This window comes from Cryobacterium sp. TMT2-42-4 (genome assembly GCF_004402645.1).
GTDB lineage: Bacteria > Actinomycetota > Actinomycetes > Actinomycetales > Microbacteriaceae > Cryobacterium > Cryobacterium sandaracinum.
Map to the genome: position 1 here is coordinate 38,849 of NZ_SOFT01000044.1, position 18,585 is coordinate 57,433.

The 18,585-nt window shown below is 67.7% G+C and carries 18 protein-coding genes; 11 read left to right on the forward strand and 7 right to left on the reverse strand.

Going from position 1 to position 18,585, the window contains the following annotated elements; genetic code table 11:
- The first annotated feature begins 142 nt into the window (after nucleotides 1-142).
- The 4 genes from E3O18_RS14505 to E3O18_RS14520 are packed head-to-tail and all read left to right on the forward strand — an operon-like array spanning nucleotide 143 to nucleotide 4,827.
- Nucleotides 143-1,327: an ABC transporter substrate-binding protein gene (locus tag E3O18_RS14505; RefSeq protein WP_134394005.1), complete on the forward strand. Its 1,185-nt coding sequence runs from the start codon at nucleotides 143-145 to the stop codon at nucleotides 1,325-1,327.
- Nucleotides 1,328-1,329: 2 nt separating this feature from the next.
- Nucleotides 1,330-2,202: a branched-chain amino acid ABC transporter permease gene (locus E3O18_RS14510; RefSeq protein WP_166784560.1), complete on the forward strand. Its 873-nt coding sequence runs from the start codon at nucleotides 1,330-1,332 to the stop codon at nucleotides 2,200-2,202.
- Between the two features lie 4 nt (nucleotides 2,203-2,206).
- Entirely contained in the window at nucleotides 2,207-4,123 is a 1,917-nt protein-coding gene (locus tag E3O18_RS14515; RefSeq protein WP_134418399.1) for an ATP-binding cassette domain-containing protein, read from the forward strand.
- On the forward strand, nucleotides 4,120-4,827 hold the full coding sequence (locus E3O18_RS14520) for an ABC transporter ATP-binding protein (protein WP_134394008.1): 708 nt from the start codon (nucleotides 4,120-4,122) through the stop codon (nucleotides 4,825-4,827). Before E3O18_RS14515 ends, E3O18_RS14520 begins: the two co-directional genes overlap by 4 nt.
- A gap of 92 nt (nucleotides 4,828-4,919) precedes the next feature.
- Here E3O18_RS14520 and E3O18_RS14525 read toward each other — a convergent pair whose 3' ends face one another.
- From E3O18_RS14525 to paaA, 6 genes are read right to left on the reverse strand one after another with little or no spacing between them, the layout of a single operon-like run.
- Nucleotides 4,920-5,693, reverse strand: a complete 774-nt coding sequence (locus tag E3O18_RS14525; protein WP_134394009.1) for an enoyl-CoA hydratase/isomerase family protein — start codon at nucleotides 5,691-5,693, stop codon at nucleotides 4,920-4,922.
- Nucleotides 5,694-5,741: 48 nt separating this feature from the next.
- Entirely contained in the window at nucleotides 5,742-6,893 is a 1,152-nt protein-coding gene (paaE, locus tag E3O18_RS14530; protein ID WP_134394010.1) for a 1,2-phenylacetyl-CoA epoxidase subunit PaaE, read from the reverse strand.
- Nucleotides 6,894-6,895: 2 nt separating this feature from the next.
- Entirely contained in the window at nucleotides 6,896-7,423 is a 528-nt protein-coding gene (paaD, locus tag E3O18_RS14535; RefSeq protein ID WP_134394011.1) for a 1,2-phenylacetyl-CoA epoxidase subunit PaaD, read from the reverse strand.
- Nucleotides 7,417-8,247, reverse strand: coding sequence for a 1,2-phenylacetyl-CoA epoxidase subunit PaaC (gene paaC, locus E3O18_RS14540; RefSeq protein WP_134394012.1), 831 nt, complete (start codon nucleotides 8,245-8,247; stop codon nucleotides 7,417-7,419). The genes paaD and paaC overlap by 7 nt, the downstream gene beginning before the upstream one ends.
- The gene (gene paaB, locus E3O18_RS14545) at nucleotides 8,244-8,549 is read right to left on the reverse strand and encodes a 1,2-phenylacetyl-CoA epoxidase subunit PaaB (protein ID WP_104102564.1); all 306 of its coding nucleotides are present in this window, start codon (nucleotides 8,547-8,549) and stop codon (nucleotides 8,244-8,246) included. Before paaB ends, paaC begins: the two co-directional genes overlap by 4 nt.
- Complete coding sequence (gene paaA / locus E3O18_RS14550) at nucleotides 8,549-9,532, reverse strand: 1,2-phenylacetyl-CoA epoxidase subunit PaaA (protein ID WP_134394013.1); 984 nt, start codon at nucleotides 9,530-9,532, stop codon at nucleotides 8,549-8,551. The genes paaB and paaA overlap by 1 nt, the downstream gene beginning before the upstream one ends.
- Before the next feature lie 116 nt (nucleotides 9,533-9,648).
- On the opposite strand from paaA, the gene paaI reads away from it, so the two are divergent.
- The 7 genes from paaI (at nucleotide 9,649) to E3O18_RS14585 (ending at nucleotide 16,296) form a co-directional block, all read left to right on the forward strand.
- Nucleotides 9,649-10,083: a hydroxyphenylacetyl-CoA thioesterase PaaI gene (gene paaI / locus E3O18_RS14555; protein ID WP_134394014.1), complete on the forward strand. Its 435-nt coding sequence runs from the start codon at nucleotides 9,649-9,651 to the stop codon at nucleotides 10,081-10,083.
- Nucleotides 10,084-10,107: 24 nt separating this feature from the next.
- Nucleotides 10,108-11,427, forward strand: a complete 1,320-nt coding sequence (paaK, locus tag E3O18_RS14560) for a phenylacetate--CoA ligase PaaK (RefSeq protein WP_241973305.1) — start codon at nucleotides 10,108-10,110, stop codon at nucleotides 11,425-11,427.
- A gap of 74 nt (nucleotides 11,428-11,501) precedes the next feature.
- Complete coding sequence (locus tag E3O18_RS14565; RefSeq protein WP_134394015.1) at nucleotides 11,502-12,137, forward strand: TetR/AcrR family transcriptional regulator; 636 nt, start codon at nucleotides 11,502-11,504, stop codon at nucleotides 12,135-12,137.
- A gap of 54 nt (nucleotides 12,138-12,191) precedes the next feature.
- Complete coding sequence (locus E3O18_RS14570; RefSeq protein ID WP_134394050.1) at nucleotides 12,192-12,590, forward strand: hotdog fold thioesterase; 399 nt, start codon at nucleotides 12,192-12,194, stop codon at nucleotides 12,588-12,590.
- Between the two features lie 10 nt (nucleotides 12,591-12,600).
- Complete coding sequence (locus E3O18_RS14575; RefSeq protein WP_134418400.1) at nucleotides 12,601-12,945, forward strand: winged helix-turn-helix domain-containing protein; 345 nt, start codon at nucleotides 12,601-12,603, stop codon at nucleotides 12,943-12,945.
- Between the two features lie 72 nt (nucleotides 12,946-13,017).
- A complete protein-coding gene (locus E3O18_RS14580; RefSeq protein WP_198410568.1) occupies nucleotides 13,018-13,530 on the forward strand; it encodes a universal stress protein in 513 nt (170 codons plus the stop codon).
- Nucleotides 13,531-13,539: 9 nt separating this feature from the next.
- Nucleotides 13,540-16,296 carry an HAD-IC family P-type ATPase gene (locus E3O18_RS14585; protein WP_134394017.1) on the forward strand — a complete coding sequence of 919 codons (2,757 nt, stop codon included), beginning with the start codon at nucleotides 13,540-13,542 and terminating at the stop codon, nucleotides 16,294-16,296.
- A 94-nt stretch (nucleotides 16,297-16,390) separates the two neighbouring features.
- Here E3O18_RS14585 and E3O18_RS14590 read toward each other — a convergent pair whose 3' ends face one another.
- A complete protein-coding gene (locus E3O18_RS14590; protein ID WP_134394018.1) occupies nucleotides 16,391-18,532 on the reverse strand; it encodes a DEAD/DEAH box helicase in 2,142 nt (713 codons plus the stop codon).
- Between the last annotated feature and the right edge of the window lie 53 nt (nucleotides 18,533-18,585).

Genomic DNA, 18,585 nt, shown 5'->3' on the forward strand with positions numbered 1-18,585 from the left:
CGACACCGTCACCCACTCGTTACGAACGACTGCCTCGGGACCCTTGCCGCGCGCAGCGATGCCACGGTACTGTCAGGCCCACACCTGAATTAGTGAACGACTGGTCGGTCACTAATTATCTGTTCCTCTGAAGGAGATTCCAATGAAGAAGTCTCGTCTGCGTTTCATCGCGCCGATTGCCGTTATCACAGCCCTTGCGCTGGCCGGATGCAGCACCTCGAACCTGGGGGGAACGGCCAAGGACGACCCTGCAGCGGAGGCCGGCCCGATCAAGATCGGCGCGGTTCTCGACGTCACCGGCGTCGGCGCCAGCCTCGGCGTGCCGGAGCAGAACACGCTCACAATGCTGGCCAAGCAGCTCAACGACGACGGCGGCATCGACGGCCGCGACGTCGAACTCACCATCATCGACAACCAGTCGACCGAGGACGGCGCGGCCAAGGCCACGAGCAAGCTGATCGAGAGCGACAAGGTCGACATCATCATCGGTGCCTCACGCACCGGGCCCAGCCTGGCCATGCGCCCCATCGCGGAAGCCGCGAAGATCCCGATGATCTCCGTCGCGGCCAACGTGGCCATCGTCGAGGGCTCGGAGTGGGTCTTCAAGACCGCGCAGAACGACGTGGTCGTGCTCGAGCGCATCCTCGACGACGCCGAGGCGAAGGGATACACCAAGCTGGCCCTCGTGCGCGACGCGAGCGGTTTCGGCGAAGGGGTCGCGGAGTACATCACGGACCTCGGCGCCGAGCGCGGCATCACCCTGGTCATGACGGAGGCCTTCGAGCCGAGCGCGACCGACTTCACCCCGCAGATGACCAACGTGCGCGGCTCGGACTCCGACGCCGTCATCATCTGGGGCATCAACCCCTCGGCCGGCCTGGCCCAGAAGGCCTATGTGCAACTCAGCGTGAACAAGCCGGTCTACCACTCGCACGGCATCTCGAACCAGGCGTTCTTCGACGCCGCCGGTGACGCCGCTAACGGAGTCATCGCCCCGATGGGCCGCCTGCTCGTCGCCGACCAGCTGGCGGCGGACAACACCCAGCGCGAGGTCATCGAGCAGTTCCAGGCGGACTACAACGCGGCCTACGGCGAGCAGCCGTCCGGTTTCGCGGGCCACGCGTTTGACGCCTGGCACATCGCCGTCAACGCGATCGAGGCCGCCGGCACCGACGCGGATGCCCTGCGCGACGAACTCGAGAGCGCCCAGTGGACCGGGATCTCCGGAGTCTTCCAGATGACCGCTAAGAACCACTCCGGCCTCGACGCCTCCGCCCTCATCCTGGCTGAGGCCGAGGATGGTCGTTGGAACCTCGTCAAGGACTGATCGTGCTTACTGATTTCCTGCAGTTGACGGTGGCAGGGCTTTCACAGGGCTCTGTTTACGCCCTGCTCGCCGTCGGCCTGATCGCCGTCTACACGGTCCGCCACGTCATCAACATCGCCCAGGGTGAGTTCGCGATGCTGGCAGGACTCGGGAGTGCCTGGCTCGCCGCGGCCGGGATGCCGCTCCTTCTCGCGGTCCTGGTCGCCATCCTCTCGGTGACCCTGGTGGCCATTGCGATGGAACGGCTGATCATCGCGCGGGTGAAGAAGCTGACCCCACTCACATCCATCATCCTGACCCTTGGCGTCTCGACTCTGCTGCAGGCGATCATGCTCCTGGCCTGGGGGCCCGAGGCCAAGGGGGTGCCCCTGTTCCCGGGGACCAACATCCTGATCGGCGGGGTGAGCATCCGTTCTCAGGAGTTCTGGATGATCGGCGCCCTCGTCGTGGTCGGCGGCGGAATCGTACTCTTCTACGAGAAGTCGCGCTGGGGCAAGGCCCTGCGGGCGTGTGCGGAGCAGCCCGTTGCGGCGCGCATCGTGGGGATCTCACCGGTCACCGCGTCAGTCCTGGCCTTCGCGATTGCGGGTTTCGTCGGGGGTGTCGCCGGCGTGGTGGCTTCCCCGATCTACCTCTCGCTCTGGTCGGGCGGCGTGCTGCTCGGCCTCAAGGGCTTCGTCGCCGCCGTCCTCGGCGGCTTCGTCTCCTTTCGTGCCGCGATCGTCGGGGCTCTCCTGCTCGGCGTGATCGAGGCCTACGTGGCCGGGTACGTCTCGTCCGGCCTGAGGGACGGCGCCGCCTTCCTCATCCTCATCCTTGTGCTCGTCGTCCGTCCCCAGGGCCTCGTTCTCAAGCCCACAGCGGTCAGGGTGTAGCGAAATGACACATGCAACCACACCTAGCCTCGCCGGGACGCGCCCCCTCCGCGCGCGTTTCTGGGCGAACAACAAGAGCACGCTGATCGGCTGCGGCGTGCTCGTCGCGCTGATGATCGTGGTCCCCTTCACGGCCAGTTCCTCGGTCATGAACATCGTCGTGTTCGCCATGATCTTCGCCCTGCCGGCCATCGGGCTCAACCTGCTGATGGGTCTGGCCGGGCAGGTCAGCCTCGGGCAGGCCGCGTTCTTCGCGATCGGTGCGTACACCCACGCGATCCTGCTGACCAAGCTCGATCTGCCCGGCCCGGTCGCGGCCACCGTCGGTGTTCTCGCCGCGATGCTGGTCGCCCTGCTCGTAGGCCTTCCGCTGATGCGCCTGCGCGGCCACTACCTCGCGCTAGCGACGCTGGGGCTCGGCTTCATCGTGATGATCGGCGTGCGCGAATGGGATGTCACCGGACGAACCACGGGCATCTACGGCATCTCGCGACCCACGGTGCTCGGGATCCCGATCGACAACAGCGGCTTCTTCCTCTGGTTCGTGACGCCGTTCGTGGTGATCGGGCTCATCCTGGCCCTCAACCTCACCCACAGCCGTGCCGGTCGCGCCCTCTCGGCCGTCAACGACTCCGAACTCGCCGCCGAGAGCCTCGGCGTCAACACCTATGCGCTGCGGCTGAAAGTCTTCGTGCTCTCCGCCGGATTCGCGGGTCTCGGCGGCGTGTTCTACGCCTACCAGGTCGCAATCGTGAGCCCCGCCACCGCCGAATTCCACCTGTCGGTCTCGATCCTGCTGATGGTCGTCATCGGAGGCCTGGGATCGGTCTGGGGCGCCGTCGCGGGCGCCTTCCTCGTGCAATTCCTCGGCGAGGGCATGCGCGACGTCATCCCGGCCATCTTCCCCGGCGCCACCGGAGAGGTGCAGTTGCTCGGTTACGGTATCGTCCTGATCCTGGTGATCCTGCTCCTGCCCGGCGGCCTCCACCAGGCGGCGACCACGCTGTGGCAGAAGTTGCCGTTCGGCGGAAAGCGCCCACCCGGCGACGCGCATGCGCACGTACCGGAGGATGCCACGACGATCCCGCAGCTCCCGGCGGTCAGCACCCCTGTCGCGGCCGGTGAGCCGATCCTCGTCCTCGAGGGACTGAGCAAACGATATGGCGGCGTCGTCGCCGTCAACGATGTGAACCTCACCGTGCCGGCCGGCAGCATCCTGGGTCTGATCGGCCCCAACGGTGCCGGCAAGACGACCTGCTTCAACATGATCTCCGGAGCACTGACCCCAAGCGAAGGCACCGTCACGTTCCTCGGCCAGGTCATCTCCGGCCGCAAGCCGCACGTCGCCGCCGCGCACGGGCTGACCCGCACGTTCCAGAACCTGCAGGTTTTCACCTCGACGGATGTCGTCGGCAACGTGTACATGGGCAGGTACCGCAAGGGAAGCGCGGGCGTCCTCCGCGGAATGCTGGGGCTGCAGTCGGGTGAGCAGAGCACCCACCGCGCCGCGTCCTTCGAGATCCTGCAGTCGATGAAACTCTCGGATGCCGCGGACGACTCGGCCTCAGATCTGTCGTTCGGCAAGCAGCGAATCATGGAGGTCTGCCGGGCTCTGGCCGCCGAGCCGGCCCTGCTCCTCCTCGACGAGCCGATGGCCGGCCTATCCGGCGCGGAGCGCGAGGTGATGGCCGAGCTGCTGCGCCGGCTGCGGACCGCCGGGCTCACGATCGTGCTCGTCGAGCACGATGTGGCGCAGGTGATGTCCCTCGCCGACCATGTCGCGGTGCTCGACGACGGTGTGCTCATCGCGCACGGCGACCCGGAGTCGGTGCGCAACGACCCCGCCGTGGTGGTTGCCTACCTGGGCACGGACCTCGACGAGGCCGAAGCGGAACTGAACGAATTGGAGGAGCACGCATGACGCTGATCGTTTCCGGACTGGACGCCGGCTATGGCAAGCTCGCGGTGCTGCACGAGGTCAGCTTCGAGGTGGCGCGCGGGGAGATCGTGGCCGTGGTGGGCTCAAACGGTGCCGGTAAGACGACCCTGCTGCGAGCCGTCAGTGGTCTCATCCGGCCCACCGGGGGCAGCGTGACCCTCGAGGGTCGCACGATCACCGGGAAGCCCACGGAGAAGATGGCCGGATTCGGCCTGACCCATGTGCCCGAGAACCGGCTGTGCTTCCCGACCCTCTCGGTGCGGGACAACCTCATGCTGGGTGCCTGGACGAAGAAGGGCCACGGCGACGTCGACTCGATCCTCGAGCTCTTCCCCCGGCTGCGTACCCGGATGGGTCAGGCCGCCGGAACCCTCTCGGGTGGCGAGCAGCAGATGGTGGCCATCGGGCGCGGCCTGATGGCGGACCCGACGGCGATCATGTTGGACGAGCCGTCCATCGGCCTCGCGCCGAAGGTGGTCGCGGAGATCATGGACGTGCTCTCCCGGCTCTGCGTCGAGAAGCAGCTCGCGGTTCTCCTCGTGGAACAGAATGTGCGCGCCTCGTTCAAGATCGCGCACCGGGCAGTGGTCATGCACCGCGGACGGGTGGCCCTCACGGGAACCCCGGCCGAACTCGTGGAACTCCCCGAGGTGCACAACGCCTACCTGGGTGGCGCGGCCGTCTAGCGGCATCCGTCGCCCGCGCCAAGGGCGGCGCGCGGGTGCTGCGGGCGGACAGGGACGGGACCGGTCAGTCGCGGCCGGTCAGTCGCGGCCGGTCAGTCGCGGCCGGTGAACGCGGGCTTGCGCTTTTGCTGGAAGGCGGCGAAGCCCTCCCGGTAATCAGCGGTGTCGCAGAGGGCCGCCTGCGCCCGGTTCTCGGCGGCGACGCTCTGCCAGAGGCCGAGCCGGTCGTCCCGGAGGGCGCGCACGAGCTCCTTGCTGGCGAGGAACGCCTGAGTTGCCCCCTGTGCGGCCCGTTGGGCGGCCGTCGACGTGGCAGCCGTCACCTCGTCGGCCGGGAAGACCTGGCTGAACAGGCCGGAGGCCACGGCCTCCGCGCCCGACATGAGCCGGCCGGAGTAGATCAGGTCGAGAGTGCGGTGCGCGCCGAGCCGGTCGACGAACAGGGCATGGCCGCCGGAATCCAGCGTGGCACCGAGGTTCGCGAACGGGGACCCGATCTTCGCGGTGTCAGCCACGTAGACGACATCCGTGGCGATCAGCAGGCCGAGGCCTACCCCGAGGCAGGCCCCGGTCGCGGCGGCGAAGGTGGGCGCCGGGAAGGCGCTCATGCGCTGCAGCAACGGCGTGACGAGTCCCCCCAGGAAACCCATCACATCGTCGTCGCTCGGGTCGACGCCCGCGATGTCACGGCCCGCGCAGAATGCGCGGCCCTCGCCGCGCAGCACGAGGGCGCGCACGCCGGCCGCCTCCGCGGTCTCGTATGAGGCCGCGAGCTCGGCGAGGCCTGCCTCGTCGAGCGCGTTCAGCTTGTCGGGGGCGTTCAGGACGACGTAGGCCACGTCGTCCCGGATGGACAGCTCGATCACGGGAACCGCTTTCTGCGCTTGCGCGCCATACCTGATGGGCGAGTGGCGCTACACGTCGTAGTCGACGACGACCCGGTCGGTCGTTGGGTGCGACTGGCAGGTGAGCACGTAGCCGCGGGCCAGTTCGTCCGGTTCGAGGGCGTAGTTCTCGGTCATCGTGACGTCACCGCTGACGAGCTTGGCGCGGCAGGTGCCGCACACTCCCCCGGCGCAGGCAAACGGAACGTCCGGCCGCACACGCAGGGCTGCGTTCAGGATGCTCTCCTTCGCGTTGACGGGCGTGGTCACCGTGGCGCTCTCGCCGTCGAGCGTGAACTCGATCTCGAAGGTCTTGTCGCCGATTTCGACGACCACCGGCCGCCCGGTGTCGCCGGCCGCGTGTGTCGGCTCCCCCGTCGTGAACAGTTCGAACCGGATGTGGCCCGGCTCGACGTCCACGCTCTCCAGCGTGTCGCGGCACAACTGCACCAGTTCGAACGGCCCGCAGAGGAACCACTCGTCGACGGCGGCGGGACGGATGATGCTGGCCAGCATCAGGCGCAGCTTCTCCTCGTCGATCCGGCCGGAGAGCAGGGCGGAGGAGCGGGACTGGCGCGAGAGAACGTGGTGCAGTGCCAGCCGGGCCGGGTACCGGTCTTTCAGGTCGGCGAGTTCGTCGAGAAACATCACGTCGAGCGCGGTGCGGTTCGTGTAGACGAGCGTGAAGCGGGAGGTCTCCGAGCGTTCGAGCACGGTGTGCGCGAGCGACATCAGCGGCGTGATCCCGCTGCCGGCGGCGATTCCGACGATGTGCTTGTCGTCCAGAGTATCCAGCGCAGTGGTGAACGTACCCTGTGGGCTCATCACGTCAAGGCGGGCCCCGGCCCGGAGTTCGGTGTTCGCCCAGCTGGAGAAGACCCCGCCGAGGTCGCGCTTGATCGCGACGCTGACCGAGCCGAGCGCGTGCGGACGACAGATCGAGTAGCTGCGGCGCAACTCCCGGCCGCCGATCGTGGCGCGCAACGCCAGGTGCTGCCCGGGGTCGTAGTCGAACTCCCCCTGCAATTCCTCGGGAACCAGGAAGGTCACCTCGACGCTGTCCTGGGTGAGCTGACGCACCTCGCCGACGGCGAGGGTGTGGAACCGGGCGCGGCGCTTCGTAGGCTCGGCGGCAAGGTCGAGAACGGCTGAATCGGTACTGCCCAGATTGAGTGCGGCCATGGTTACAACACCTTGAAGTAGTCGAACGGTTCGAGGCAGTCCCGGCACTCGTAGAGCGCCTTGCACGACGTCGAACCGAAGCGGGCGAGTTCCCGCGTATTCAGTGAGGAGCAGCGCGGGCACTTGACCGCGAGTTGGAGTCGGACGGCGCCGGTCGGGCGCACGCCGGAGTGGCCGGTCGGGGCGGCGATGCCATAACTGACCAGCTTCGCCTTGCCCTCCTCGCTCATCCAGTCGGTGGTCCAGGCCGGGGCGAGCACGAGTTCCACGGTGACGTTCTGGTAGTGGGCATCGGTGAGGGCCGCCCGGACGTCGTCGCGCATGGCCTCCATCGCGGGGCATCCGCTGTAGGTCGGCGTAAGGATGACGTGGGTTCCGTCGGCCGAAACGGCGACCGACCGGAGCACTCCCAGGTCTTCAATCGTGAGTACGGGGACCTCCGGATCGCAGACCTCGGCGGCGATGTCCCAGGCCTTCTGCGACGCCGCGTCGCCCGGACGCGGACGGGCGAGGGAGGCCGCGGTCACCATTTCGCGCCGGGGTGCGCCCGCGCCAGCACCTGCATCTCGGCGAGCAACGGCCCGAGGTTCTCGGAGTGGTCGCCGCGGCGCCCGCCCCCGGAGGAGATGAAGCCGCGGGGAACCTCGAGCTCGGCTTCGGCGAGCACGGGGAACATGGCGCCCAGGACTGAGGCCTGGAGGGAGGACGGCCGCACGGCGACGCCCTCCAGCCGGTCGATCGACGGCTCGTCGACGAAGAGCTCCTCCACGAACGGCCATAGGTCGGAGAGACCGGTGATCATGCGCCGGCGGGATTCCTCGGTACCCTGAGCGAGACGCAGCACCCACTGGATGGAATGGTCGCGGTGGTAGTCGACCTCCTTGACGGCCTTAGCCGCGATCGCGGCGAGCGTCGCATCCGTCGACCGCGTCAGCGCACTGTAGAGCTCGAACAGGTAGTGTGCCGCGATGAACTGCCGGGCGATCGTGTGCGCGAAGTCGCCGTTGGGCTGCTCGAACAGGTGCGCCGAGCGCCACTGGGGTTCGTCACGCCAGTACGCCAGGTCGTCCTCGGTTCGGCCGGATTCGGCCCCGGCGTAGTGCAGCAGGGAACGGGCGTGCCCGATCAGGTCGAGGGCGATGTTTCCGAGGGCGATGTCCTCTTCCAGCTCCGGGGCGCGGGAGATCCACCAGCCCAGGTTCTGGGCCAGCACGAGCGAGTCGTCGCCGAGCCAAAGCGCGTATTCCGCCACGTCGTGCGAGGCGACGGATGCCGCTTCGACCAGTTCCGCGGAGAGCTGGACCGTGTCGACGTCGACGTGGCCGTGGCCGTCCTGTTCGATGGTGTCGCTCACAGGTGCTTCACCCCTTCGCTCTTCGTGTAATAGCTCGCGTGGCGGTAGTTCTTGCCGGCGGGCGATTCGAAGAAGGCACCCTTCGCATCCGGATCGCTCGTGGTGATCGCGTCGGCAGGCACGACCCAGATCGAGACGCCCTCATTGCGGCGGGTATAGAGGTCACGCGCGTTGCGCACCGCGAGGGTGGCGTCGGGAGCGTGCAGGGAACCCACGTGGGTGTGGCTGATTCCGCGGCTGGAGCGCACGAAAACCTCCCAAAGGGGCCAGATCTCCTTCTCGGATGCACCGGGAGCGCTCATTATGCGACCGCCTTCACGGCCTGCTTGGCGGCGTACGCGGCAGCAGCCTCACGCACCCACTGACCCTCGTCGTGCGCATCGCGGCGGCGCTGGAGACGCCTGGCGTTCGCCGGTCCGCGGCCCGCGAGCACCTCGTGGAATTCGGTCCAGTCGATTTCGCCCATGTCGTACGCGCCCTTGTCTTCGTTCCAGCGCAGGTCCGGGTCCGGCAGCGTCACACCGAGCACCTCGGCCTGCGGCACGAGCATTCCGACGAAGCGCTGGCGCAGGTCGTCGTTGGAGAACCGCTTGATGTTCCAGGCCATCGACTGCGCCGAGTTGGGCGAGTCGTCATCGGGCGGCCCGAACATCTGCAGGGCCGGCCAGTACCAGCGGTTGACCGATTCCTGGGCCATCTCGCGCTGGGCGGTCGTGCCGTTCATCAGCTCGAGCAGGATCTCGAAGCCCTGCCGCTGGTGGAAGGACTCCTCCTTGCAGATGCGCACCATGGCGCGCCCGTACGGACCGTAGGACGCGCGGCAGAGCGGCACCTGGTTGCAGATCGCGGCGCCGTCGACGAGCCAGCCGATGGCGCCCATGTCGGCCCAGGTGGGGCTCGGGTAGTTGAAGATCGACGAGTAGCGCGCCTTGCCGGCGATGAGCTGCTCCGTCATCAGGTCACGGCTGATGCCGAGGGTCTGCGCGGCCGAATAGAGGTAGAGGCCGTGGCCGGCCTCGTCCTGCACCTTGGCCAGCAGGATCGCCTTGCGCTTCAGGCTGGGCGCCCGGGTGATCCAATTGCCCTCCGGCTGCATCCCGATGATCTCGGAGTGCGCGTGCTGGGAAATCTGGCGGATGAGGGTCTTGCGGTAGCCGTCCGGCATCCAATCACGCGGCTCGATTCGCGAATCGGCGGCAATCAGGTCGTTGAACTGCTGCTCCTCGGCCGACACCGTGGCGGCGCTGTCCGGAGCGATAGCGTAGGGAACTGGCGGGATTGTCATCGTTGACTCCTGGGTTTGGCGAACTTTTACCAACCGATCGTTCAGTTAGTATATGGTTTCCCTACGACCCCCACAACCATGCGTTGCGGCCCGCGGAACTCAATGAGGAGAACCACATGACGGAAGTTTTACCGCCCTCCAACGGGGCAATGATGGAGAACGACCGGGCATCGGCCGCACTCGGCATGGTCGTGCACGCCTCAGAGCCCGGCCGCGCGGTCGTCTCCATGCTCCTGCGGGACGACATGATGAACGGCTTCGACGTGACGCACGGCGGGATCGTCTTCGCTCTGGCCGACACCGCGTTTGCGATCGCCTGCAACGACGACCACCACGTCACGCTCGCGTCGGGCGCCGACATCACCTTTCTGAAGCCCACCGCCGCCGGGCAGACCCTCACCGCGACCGCCGTGCTGCGCACCAAGAGCGGTCGCTCCGGACTGTATGACGTGCGCGTTGCCAACGAGCACAGTGTGCCGGTGGCGGAGTTCCGTGGGCGCAGCCGCACCACCAACTTTCCCGTGCCCGGTTCCGTCGCTCCCCTACTTTAGATCCGTATTCCACCAGGAGGCCCCATGTCAACGATGACCAAGACCCGCTTGCACGCCCCGGCCCAGGATGAACTCGATCCCGAGGAGCGGATGTCCCGTGACGAACTGCAGGCGTTACAGCTGACCCGGCTGCAGAAGACCGTACGGCTCGCCTACCAGAACGTACCTCTCTATACCCGCAAGTTCGACGAGGCGGGAGTGCACCCGGACGACATCCGTACCCTGGACGATGTGGCCCTGCTGCCCTTCACGACCAAGGACGACCTGCGCGTCTCCTACCCGTTCGGCATGTTCGCGGTGCCGATGGACCAGGTCGCGCGCATCCACACCTCCTCAGGGACCACCGGGCTGCCGACCGTCGTCGGTTACACGAAGAATGACCTCAGGATGTGGGCGGGCCTGGTGGCGCGCAGCCTTCGCGCCTCCGGCGTGCGGCCCGGCATGCGCGTGCACAACGCGTACGGTTACGGCCTCTTCACCGGCGGCCTCGGCGCGCACGCGGGCATCGAAGCGCTGGGCGCCACCGCCATCCCGATGTCCGGCGGCCAGACCAACAAGCAGGTCAAGATGATCCAGGACTTCGAACCGGACGTCATCATGGCCACGCCCAGCTACCTGCTGACGATCACGGATGCGATGGTTGCGGCCGGCATGGACCCTCGCTCGTCCAGCCTGAAAGCGGGCGTGCTCGGCGCAGAGCCGTGGACCAATCAGATGCGGCTCGAGCTGGAAGACCGCCTCGACTTCGACGCGCTCGATATCTACGGGCTCAGCGAGGTGATGGGCCCGGGCGTGGGCAACGAGTGCATCGAGACGAAGGACGGGCCGCACCTCTGGGAGGACAACTTCCTGCCCGAGATCATCGACGGCGACAGCGGACTCGTGCTGCCTGACGGCACCCAGGGTGAGCTCGTGTTCACGTCACTGACCAAGGAAGCGTTCCCGGTCATCCGTTACCGAACCCGCGACCTGACCCGCCTGCTGCCCGGCTCGGCCCGCCCCGGCATGCGCCGGATGGAGAAGATCACCGGTCGCAACGACGACATGATCATCCTGCGCGGCGTCAACCTGTTCCCGACCCAGATCGAGGAGATCGTGCTCAGCATCCCGAGCCTCTCCCCGCACTTCGTGATCGAGCTGACCCGGCCGAATCGGATGGACGAACTGACCGTTCGGATCGAACGGCACGAGCACGCCAGCGATGCGGCCTCCGACATCGCCTCAGCGCTGCTGATCCATAAGATCAAGGACCTGATCGGGTCCAGCGTCAACGTGTTGATCGTCGAACCCGGTACGCTCGAGCGCAGCACCGGCAAGCACAAGCGTGTCTACGACCTGCGCTGAGTCTGCCGCACAACCCGCGCAGCCACGGGCCGGTCGCTCCTCCGGGAACCCGGCCCGTGACAGACTTCTCGATTATGTCTGAACCAGCCCTGGCCAAACGTGGCCGCCCCGGATACGACCAGCCCGCCATCCTCGAGGTGGCGGTCGCCGCCTTCAACGAGTTCGGTTACGACGCCACCTCGATGGGCGTGCTCGCGACCCGCCTCGGCCTGTCGAAATCGGCGATCTACCACCACTTCACCTCGAAGGAGGAGCTGCTGGAACAGGCTCTCGGCGAGGCCCTCGACGGACTCGAAGGGGTGCTGCTCAAGCAGAGCGCCCAGTGCGGCCCGGCCATCGACCGGCTCGCCGCGGTGCTGCGCGGAGCCGTGGAGGTGCTCACCTCCCGGCTGCCCTACGTGACGCTGCTGCTGCGGGTGCGCGGCAACACGGATGTCGAGCGCGCCGCGCTCGCCCGCCGCCGCGCATTCGACCGGGCCGTGTCCGCCCTCGTGGTGGAGGCCCGCGACGAGGGTTCCCTGCGCGGCGACATCGACCCTCGGATCGTGACCCGGCTGCTGTTCGGCATGGTGAACTCGATCGTGGAGTGGTACCGGCCGGAGGGGCCGGAAGATGCCGGGCAACTCGCCAACGATGTGCTCGCGGTGGCGCTCGACGGGCTGCGGGTGGCGCCGGGCTCGCGGGTCTCGGCGCGCCCGACCACCGGATAGAGGAGAAAAGTGAACGAGAACTGGAAGATCACGCTCGGCGAACTTGACGAGAAGATGGGCGTGACCATTGTCGAGCAGTCCGCGGAGCGGGTCGTCGCGACGATGCCGGTGGAGGGCAACCGGCAGTCCTTCGGGCTGCTGCACGGCGGGGCATCCGTCGCCTTCGCCGAAGCACTCGGCTCGTGGGCTGCCGTGATTCATGCGGGCCCGGGGCGAAGCGCGGTGGGCCTCGACATCAACGCGACCCACCACCTCGCGGCGCGGTCGGGAATCGTGACCGGGGTGGCGACGGCCATCCGGCTCGGGCGTACGATCGCCTGCCACGAGATCGTGATCAGCGACGACCAGGGCCGTCGGCTGTGCACTGCACGCATCACGAACCTGATCGTCGACGCGCCCGACCGACCGCCGTTCGTGCCCCGGGCGCAAGACGGCGCGAGACCGGTGGACTAATCTCACTTACATGAACGCATCGGACCCTGACCAGGAGCCCCGGCCCAACCCCGGGAGCGACGCCCGCTGGACGTTCCTGACCAACCACGCCCACGTGCTCGTCACGATCGCGCGGGATCCACAGTGCCGGATGCGCGAGGTGGCCTCCCGGGTGGGCGTCACCGAGCGCGGCGCCCAGAAGATCATCGCCGATCTCGTGGCGAGCGGGTACATCACGAGAACCCGGGTCGGGCGGCGCAACAGCTACCAGATCGCCCCCGGGCGACCATTCCGGCATCCGGTGTCCGAAGGCCACGAACTCGACGAGCTGCTCGCCGTGCTCGTGCCGGTCCCACCCCCCCCGTTGGACACCTGAACGGCAGTTCGCTAATCTGGGAGTGTTCTGATCGTTTCTGCGTCATTCATCCCCCAGTTCGGAGAGTCCGCCGTGAGCACCGAAGGCACCACCCCCGCAGGTACACCGGAAACCGCCGAGGCATCCACGCCGGCGCCGTCGCCGGCCGGTGGCATCGTCGTCGGCCACGACGGCTCGGCCTTCGCAGACCACGCGCTCACCACGGCGTTCGAGCTCGCCGCACCGTTGCACGCCCCGGTCGTGATCGTGCGCGCCTGGTCAATCGACACCGCACCCAGGCCCGCGAACTGGGAGTTCGGCTACGTGTCGACGTTCGCCGAATACTCGGAGGCGGTTCGGGCCGCACTGATCGAGGACACCGCTGTGCTGGTGCATGCCTTCCCGCACGTGAGCGTCGACTACCGGGCCGTGCATGCGGGGCCTGCCCGCAGCCTGATCGAGGTGTCGCGTGAGGCACGGATGCTCGTGGTCGGTTCCCGCGGGCGCGGCAACCTGGCTGGACTGTTGTTGGGCTCGGTCAGCGACCAGTGCACCCGGCTCTCGGTCTGCCCGGTGCTGGTGACGCGCAAACGGCCGAATCGCTGACCCAGACGGATGCCCACCACCTCTCCCGCAGCGGCGGCCACCGAGCACGCCGCCTGGCACACCCTCTCGGCCGCTGGAACCATGGCGGCGCAGGACGTCGACGCCCGCACCGGGCTCGCCGCATCCGAGGTCGACGACCGCCGTCGGCGATACGGACCGAACCTGCTGCGTAAGCCGAACCGCGTGCCGACCTGGCGCAAGATCGTGCGCCTTCTCGGCGAGAAGATGACGATCGTGCTCCTGGTGGCCGCGGTCGTCAGCGCCGTCGTCTCGCGGGAACTCGAGACGCCGATCGTAATCCTGGTCGTGATCATCCTCAACACCGTTCTGAATTATGTGCAGGAGCGGCGGGCCGAGAGTAGCCTTCAGGCGCTGCAGCAACTGTCGGAAGGCAAGGCCGTCGCTCGGCGGGACGGAACCGAACTCGAGGTGCAATTCTCCGATCTTGTGCCGGGCGACATCGTGCTCCTCGACGCCGGGGACTCCGTTCCGGCGGACGGTCGCATCATCGAGAATGCCGGTTTGCAGGTGGCCGAGGCGACTCTGACCGGGGAATCCGAGCCGGTCGGGAAGACGATTCCCGCTCTGGACGATGCGGAACTGCCGCTCGCAGACCGCACCAACATGCTTTTCATGAACACCCTGGTCACCCGCGGCCGCGCCACCATGGTGGTCACCGACACCGGCATGGGCACGGCCGTCGGCGGCATCGCGGTGCTGTTGAACGAGGTGAAGAACGACAAAACACCGTTGCAGCGGAGGATCGACCAGCTGGCCCAGCTGCTCACCGTTGCGGCGCTGGTCGTGGTGGCGATCGTCTTCGTGCTGGGCCTCCTGCGCGGGGACTCCTGGACCGAGCTGCTGATCACCGCCGTCTCGCTGGCCGTGGCGACCATTCCTGAGGGTCTCACCGCGGTCGTCGCGTTCACCCTGGCGATGGGCGCTTCGCGGCTGGCCGCCCGAGGCGCCATCATCAAGCAGCTCTCGGCGGTGGAAACCCTCGGCAGCGTCAGCCATATCGCCACCGATAAGACCGGCACGCTGACCATGAACGAGATGACGGCCCGCCGACTGCACACCCATGACCGCGATTTCCGCATCACCGGCGAGGGCTACTCCACCGACGGCCGGATCCTCACTGGCGATGACCGTCCCCTACCTGACCTCACCGAGGCGTTCCTGACCATGGCCCTGTGCAATGACGCCGTACTGAACGACGGCATGCTGGTCGGCGACCCCACCGAAGGAGCCCTGGCCGTACTCGCCGAGAAGGGCGGCATCGACGTCGCAGCTGCGAGGCGGACCCACCCCCGGGTAGCCGAAGTGCCCTTCGACTCCGACTACAAATTCATGGCCACATTCCACCGGCCGGCAGAGCCGACGACCGGACTGCCGCGACCGCCCGGACACCGCTGCTTCGCCAAGGGCGCACCGGGCGCACTGCTGCCCCTGACCGACTCGGTGCTCACCGACGACGGCATCCGCCCTCTCGATGCCACCATGCAGCAACGAATCCACGACACCATCCAGGAACTGGCCGGTGAGGGTCTGCGCACGATCATGGTCGCCGGACGCACCCTCGACGCCGGCACCGTTCCGGGCGACGACTCGGGTCGCTCCCTGGTCACCGGGCTGACCCTCTACGCCATCGTCGGAATCGTCGATCCACCCCGGGTTGAGGCGGCCAAGGCCATCGCGGTGGCGCTCGGCGCCGGCATCCGCGTGCACATGATCACGGGCGACCATCTTGTGACGGCCTCGGCCATCGCCCGCAACCTGGGCCTGCCCGGAGAGGCTGCTGCCGGTCCGACGCTGGACGACCTCGACGACCACGCGCTCGCCGCCCGGGCCGCTGACTACGGGGTGCTCGCCCGGGTCACCCCGGCACACAAGATCCGGGTGGTCAGGGCGTTGCAGGCCGGCGGCAATGTCGTTGCAATGACCGGTGATGGCGTCAACGACGCGCCGGCCCTGAAGCAGGCCGACATCGGCATCGCCATGGGTATCACCGGCACGGATGTCTCCAAAGGCGCCGCAAACATGATCCTCACCGACGACAACTTCTCCACGATCGTCGCCGCGGTGCGGGAGGGACGCGGCATCTACGCCAACATCCTGAAGTTCGTCAGGTTCCAGCTGACTACGGCGTGGGGATTCGTGCTCATCTTCCTGATCGCGGGCGTCACCGGGTGGGCCGCGGGCGCGCCGTTCACGGCGCTTCAGATCCTCTGGGTCAACATCATCATGGACGGCCCACCCGCACTGGCGCTCGGCTTGGATCCGGCCGAACCCGGAACGATGAGCCGTCCTCCGCGCCCGTCCGACGAACCTCTGCTCACCCGGGACAGGATGCTGCGTATTCTCGGGCTCGGCCTCGTCATGGCCGCGGGAACCCTGACCGTGTTGATCCAGGCGTCCGCCCTGTTCCCGGACAGTGCGGGCAACGCGGCCTTCGCCACCACCCTCGCGTTCACAACCTTCGTCTTCTACCAGGTGTTCAACCTGCTCAACGTGCGCTCGGACACCCACTCCGTTTTCTCACTCCAGACGTTCACCAACCGCAGCATCTGGCTGGCACTCACCGCCGTGATCATCCTGCAGGTCCTCGTGGTGCAGCTGGACGTGCTCCAGGGACTCTTCGACACGACCTCCCTCACGTCGGCCCAGTGGGGTCTGTGCGTGCTGGTCGGGTCGTCGGTGCTCTGGATCGAGGAGGCCCGAAAAGCCATCGTGCGGGCAGCCGGGCATCGCGCAGCTCGCCGCTGAGGCCTGCCCGCCCCGCAACGCGAGAAGAGGCACCCACCGTGACGGCGGATGCCCATTCTCGCGTTATTTCAGGAGGTGATGGAGTTGCTGCCGACTACATTCCGGCGAGGTCGCGCACCGACGTGTCGCCGGGGGCCGCGTTCGTGAAGGAGGCCTCGATCTCGGCGCGGCCCAGCAGCTCATCCATGCGGCGGCGACGCTGCTTCGGGATGAGCGTGACGACGGTACCGGACTTGCCGGCGCGCCCGGTACGACCGGAGCGGTGCAGGTAGGTCTTGTATTCGTCTGGAGCGTCGGCCTGGATGACCAGGTCGATGTCATCCACGTGGATGCCGCGAGCCGCGACATCCGTCGCCACCAGCACGTTGACGCGACCGCTGGTCAGCATCTGCAGGTTGCGCGTGCGTCGAGCCTGGTTCAGGTCGCCGTGCAGGCTGGTGGCCTTCACGCCGGCGTCTTCGAGCTGCTCGGCGAGCTGTTCGGCGTAGGCACGGGTGCGCGAGAAGATCAGCGTCTTGCCCTGGCGGTCGACGAGCTGGCCGATGATGGCGCTCTTGTCGCGGTGCTCGATGACGAGCACGCGGTGATCGATGGTGGAGGAGGCCTGATCTTCGCCGGCAACCTCGTGCACGGCCGGGTTGATCAGGAATTCCTTGACCAGCTGGGCGACGCCCTTGTCGAGGGTGGCCGAGAAGAGTAGCTTCTGGCCGCCCTTCTTGGTCTGGCGCAGGATGCGCTGAACCGGCTCGAGAAAGCCCAGGTCGCACATGTAGTCGGCCTCGTCAAGGACGGTGACGACGACCTCGCTCAGGTCGAGGCGACCCTGCTCGATGAGGTCTTCGATGCGGCCGGCGGTGCCGATGATGATGTCCACGCCACGCTGGAGGGCGCTGACCTGGCGGTACTGCGGAACGCCGCCGTAGATCTGGGTGGTGAAGAGGCCGACGCTGCGGGCGATGGGCTGGATGGTGCGGTCGATCTGCAGAGCCAGCTCACGGGTCGGGGCCAGAATGAGCGCGCGAGGCTTGCGGGCCATCTTGCGGTCCTTGGCGCCGTTGTTCTCCAGCAGCTTCTCCACGAGGGGAGCGCCGAAGGCGATGGTCTTGCCGGAACCTGTCTTGCCACGGCCCAGCACGTCGCGCCCGGCGAGGACGTCCGGGATGGTCGCGGCCTGGATCGGGAACGGAGTCGCGGCACCGAGGGTAGCGAGCTCGCGCACGATGTTCTCACCGAGGCCCAGGTCGCCGAAGGTCACGCCGACGACTTCGGCGGCCGTGGTCGCGATGGCTTCGAGGCGCTCAAGCACGACGTCGTCACCGGCGGCGAAGTGCGCCTTGGTGTCGCGGTCGGGGTAGAAGTTGCTGGAGTGGCCGCCATCGGATGCCGAGCGGGCCGGACGCGCCGGACGATCGGAGTGCGAACGCTCGGAACGGTCGTAGCCGCCACGCTCGGTGCGGGCCGGACGGTCGCCGTAGGACGGACGGTCGTTGTTATACGCCGGACGGTCGGTGCGCGGGGCGCGGTCGCCGTAGGACGAACGGTCGTTGTTGTACGCCGGACGGTCGGTGCGCGGGGCACGGTCGCCGTAGGACGGACGGTCGTTGTTGTACGCCGGACGATCCGTGCGCGGAGCGCGGTCGCCGTACGACGGACGGTCGTTGTTATACGCCGGACGATCCGTACGCGGACGGTCGTTGTTATAAGACGGACGATCCGTACGCGGACGGTCGTTGTTATAAGACGGACGATCCGTACGCGGGGCGCGGTCGCCGTACGACGGACGATCCGTACGCGGGGCGCGGTCGCCGTACGACGGACGATCCGTACGCGGGGCGCGGTCGCCGTACGACGGACGATCGTTGTTATACGCCGGACGGTCCGTGCGCGGACGGTCGTTGTTGTACGACGGGCGGTCTCCGCGCGGGGCTCCACCGGAAGAGGGACGGTCGCTGCGATTCGGGCGGTCGCCATAGGCGGGGCGCTCGGAGCGCTGGCCGTAGGCCGGGCGGTCGTTGCCGGCAGGGCGGCCGTTGCCGGCAGGGCGGCCGTTGCCGTAGGCGGGACGGTCATTGCCTGCGGGGCGGCCGGCGGCACGGTCGGCACGCTCGCCGGCGTTCCACCGCGCTTTCTTGGGTGCACCCTCGGCGGCGTTGTGGCCGCGGTGTCCGGGACTCTTGCTGCCGCCCTTGGACGGTCCACCCTTGGCGGAGTACTTGGGATCGAAGTTCTTAGGCATGGAAAATGTTCCTGGGTTGTATTGGGTACATGGCAGAACAACGCCGCACACGC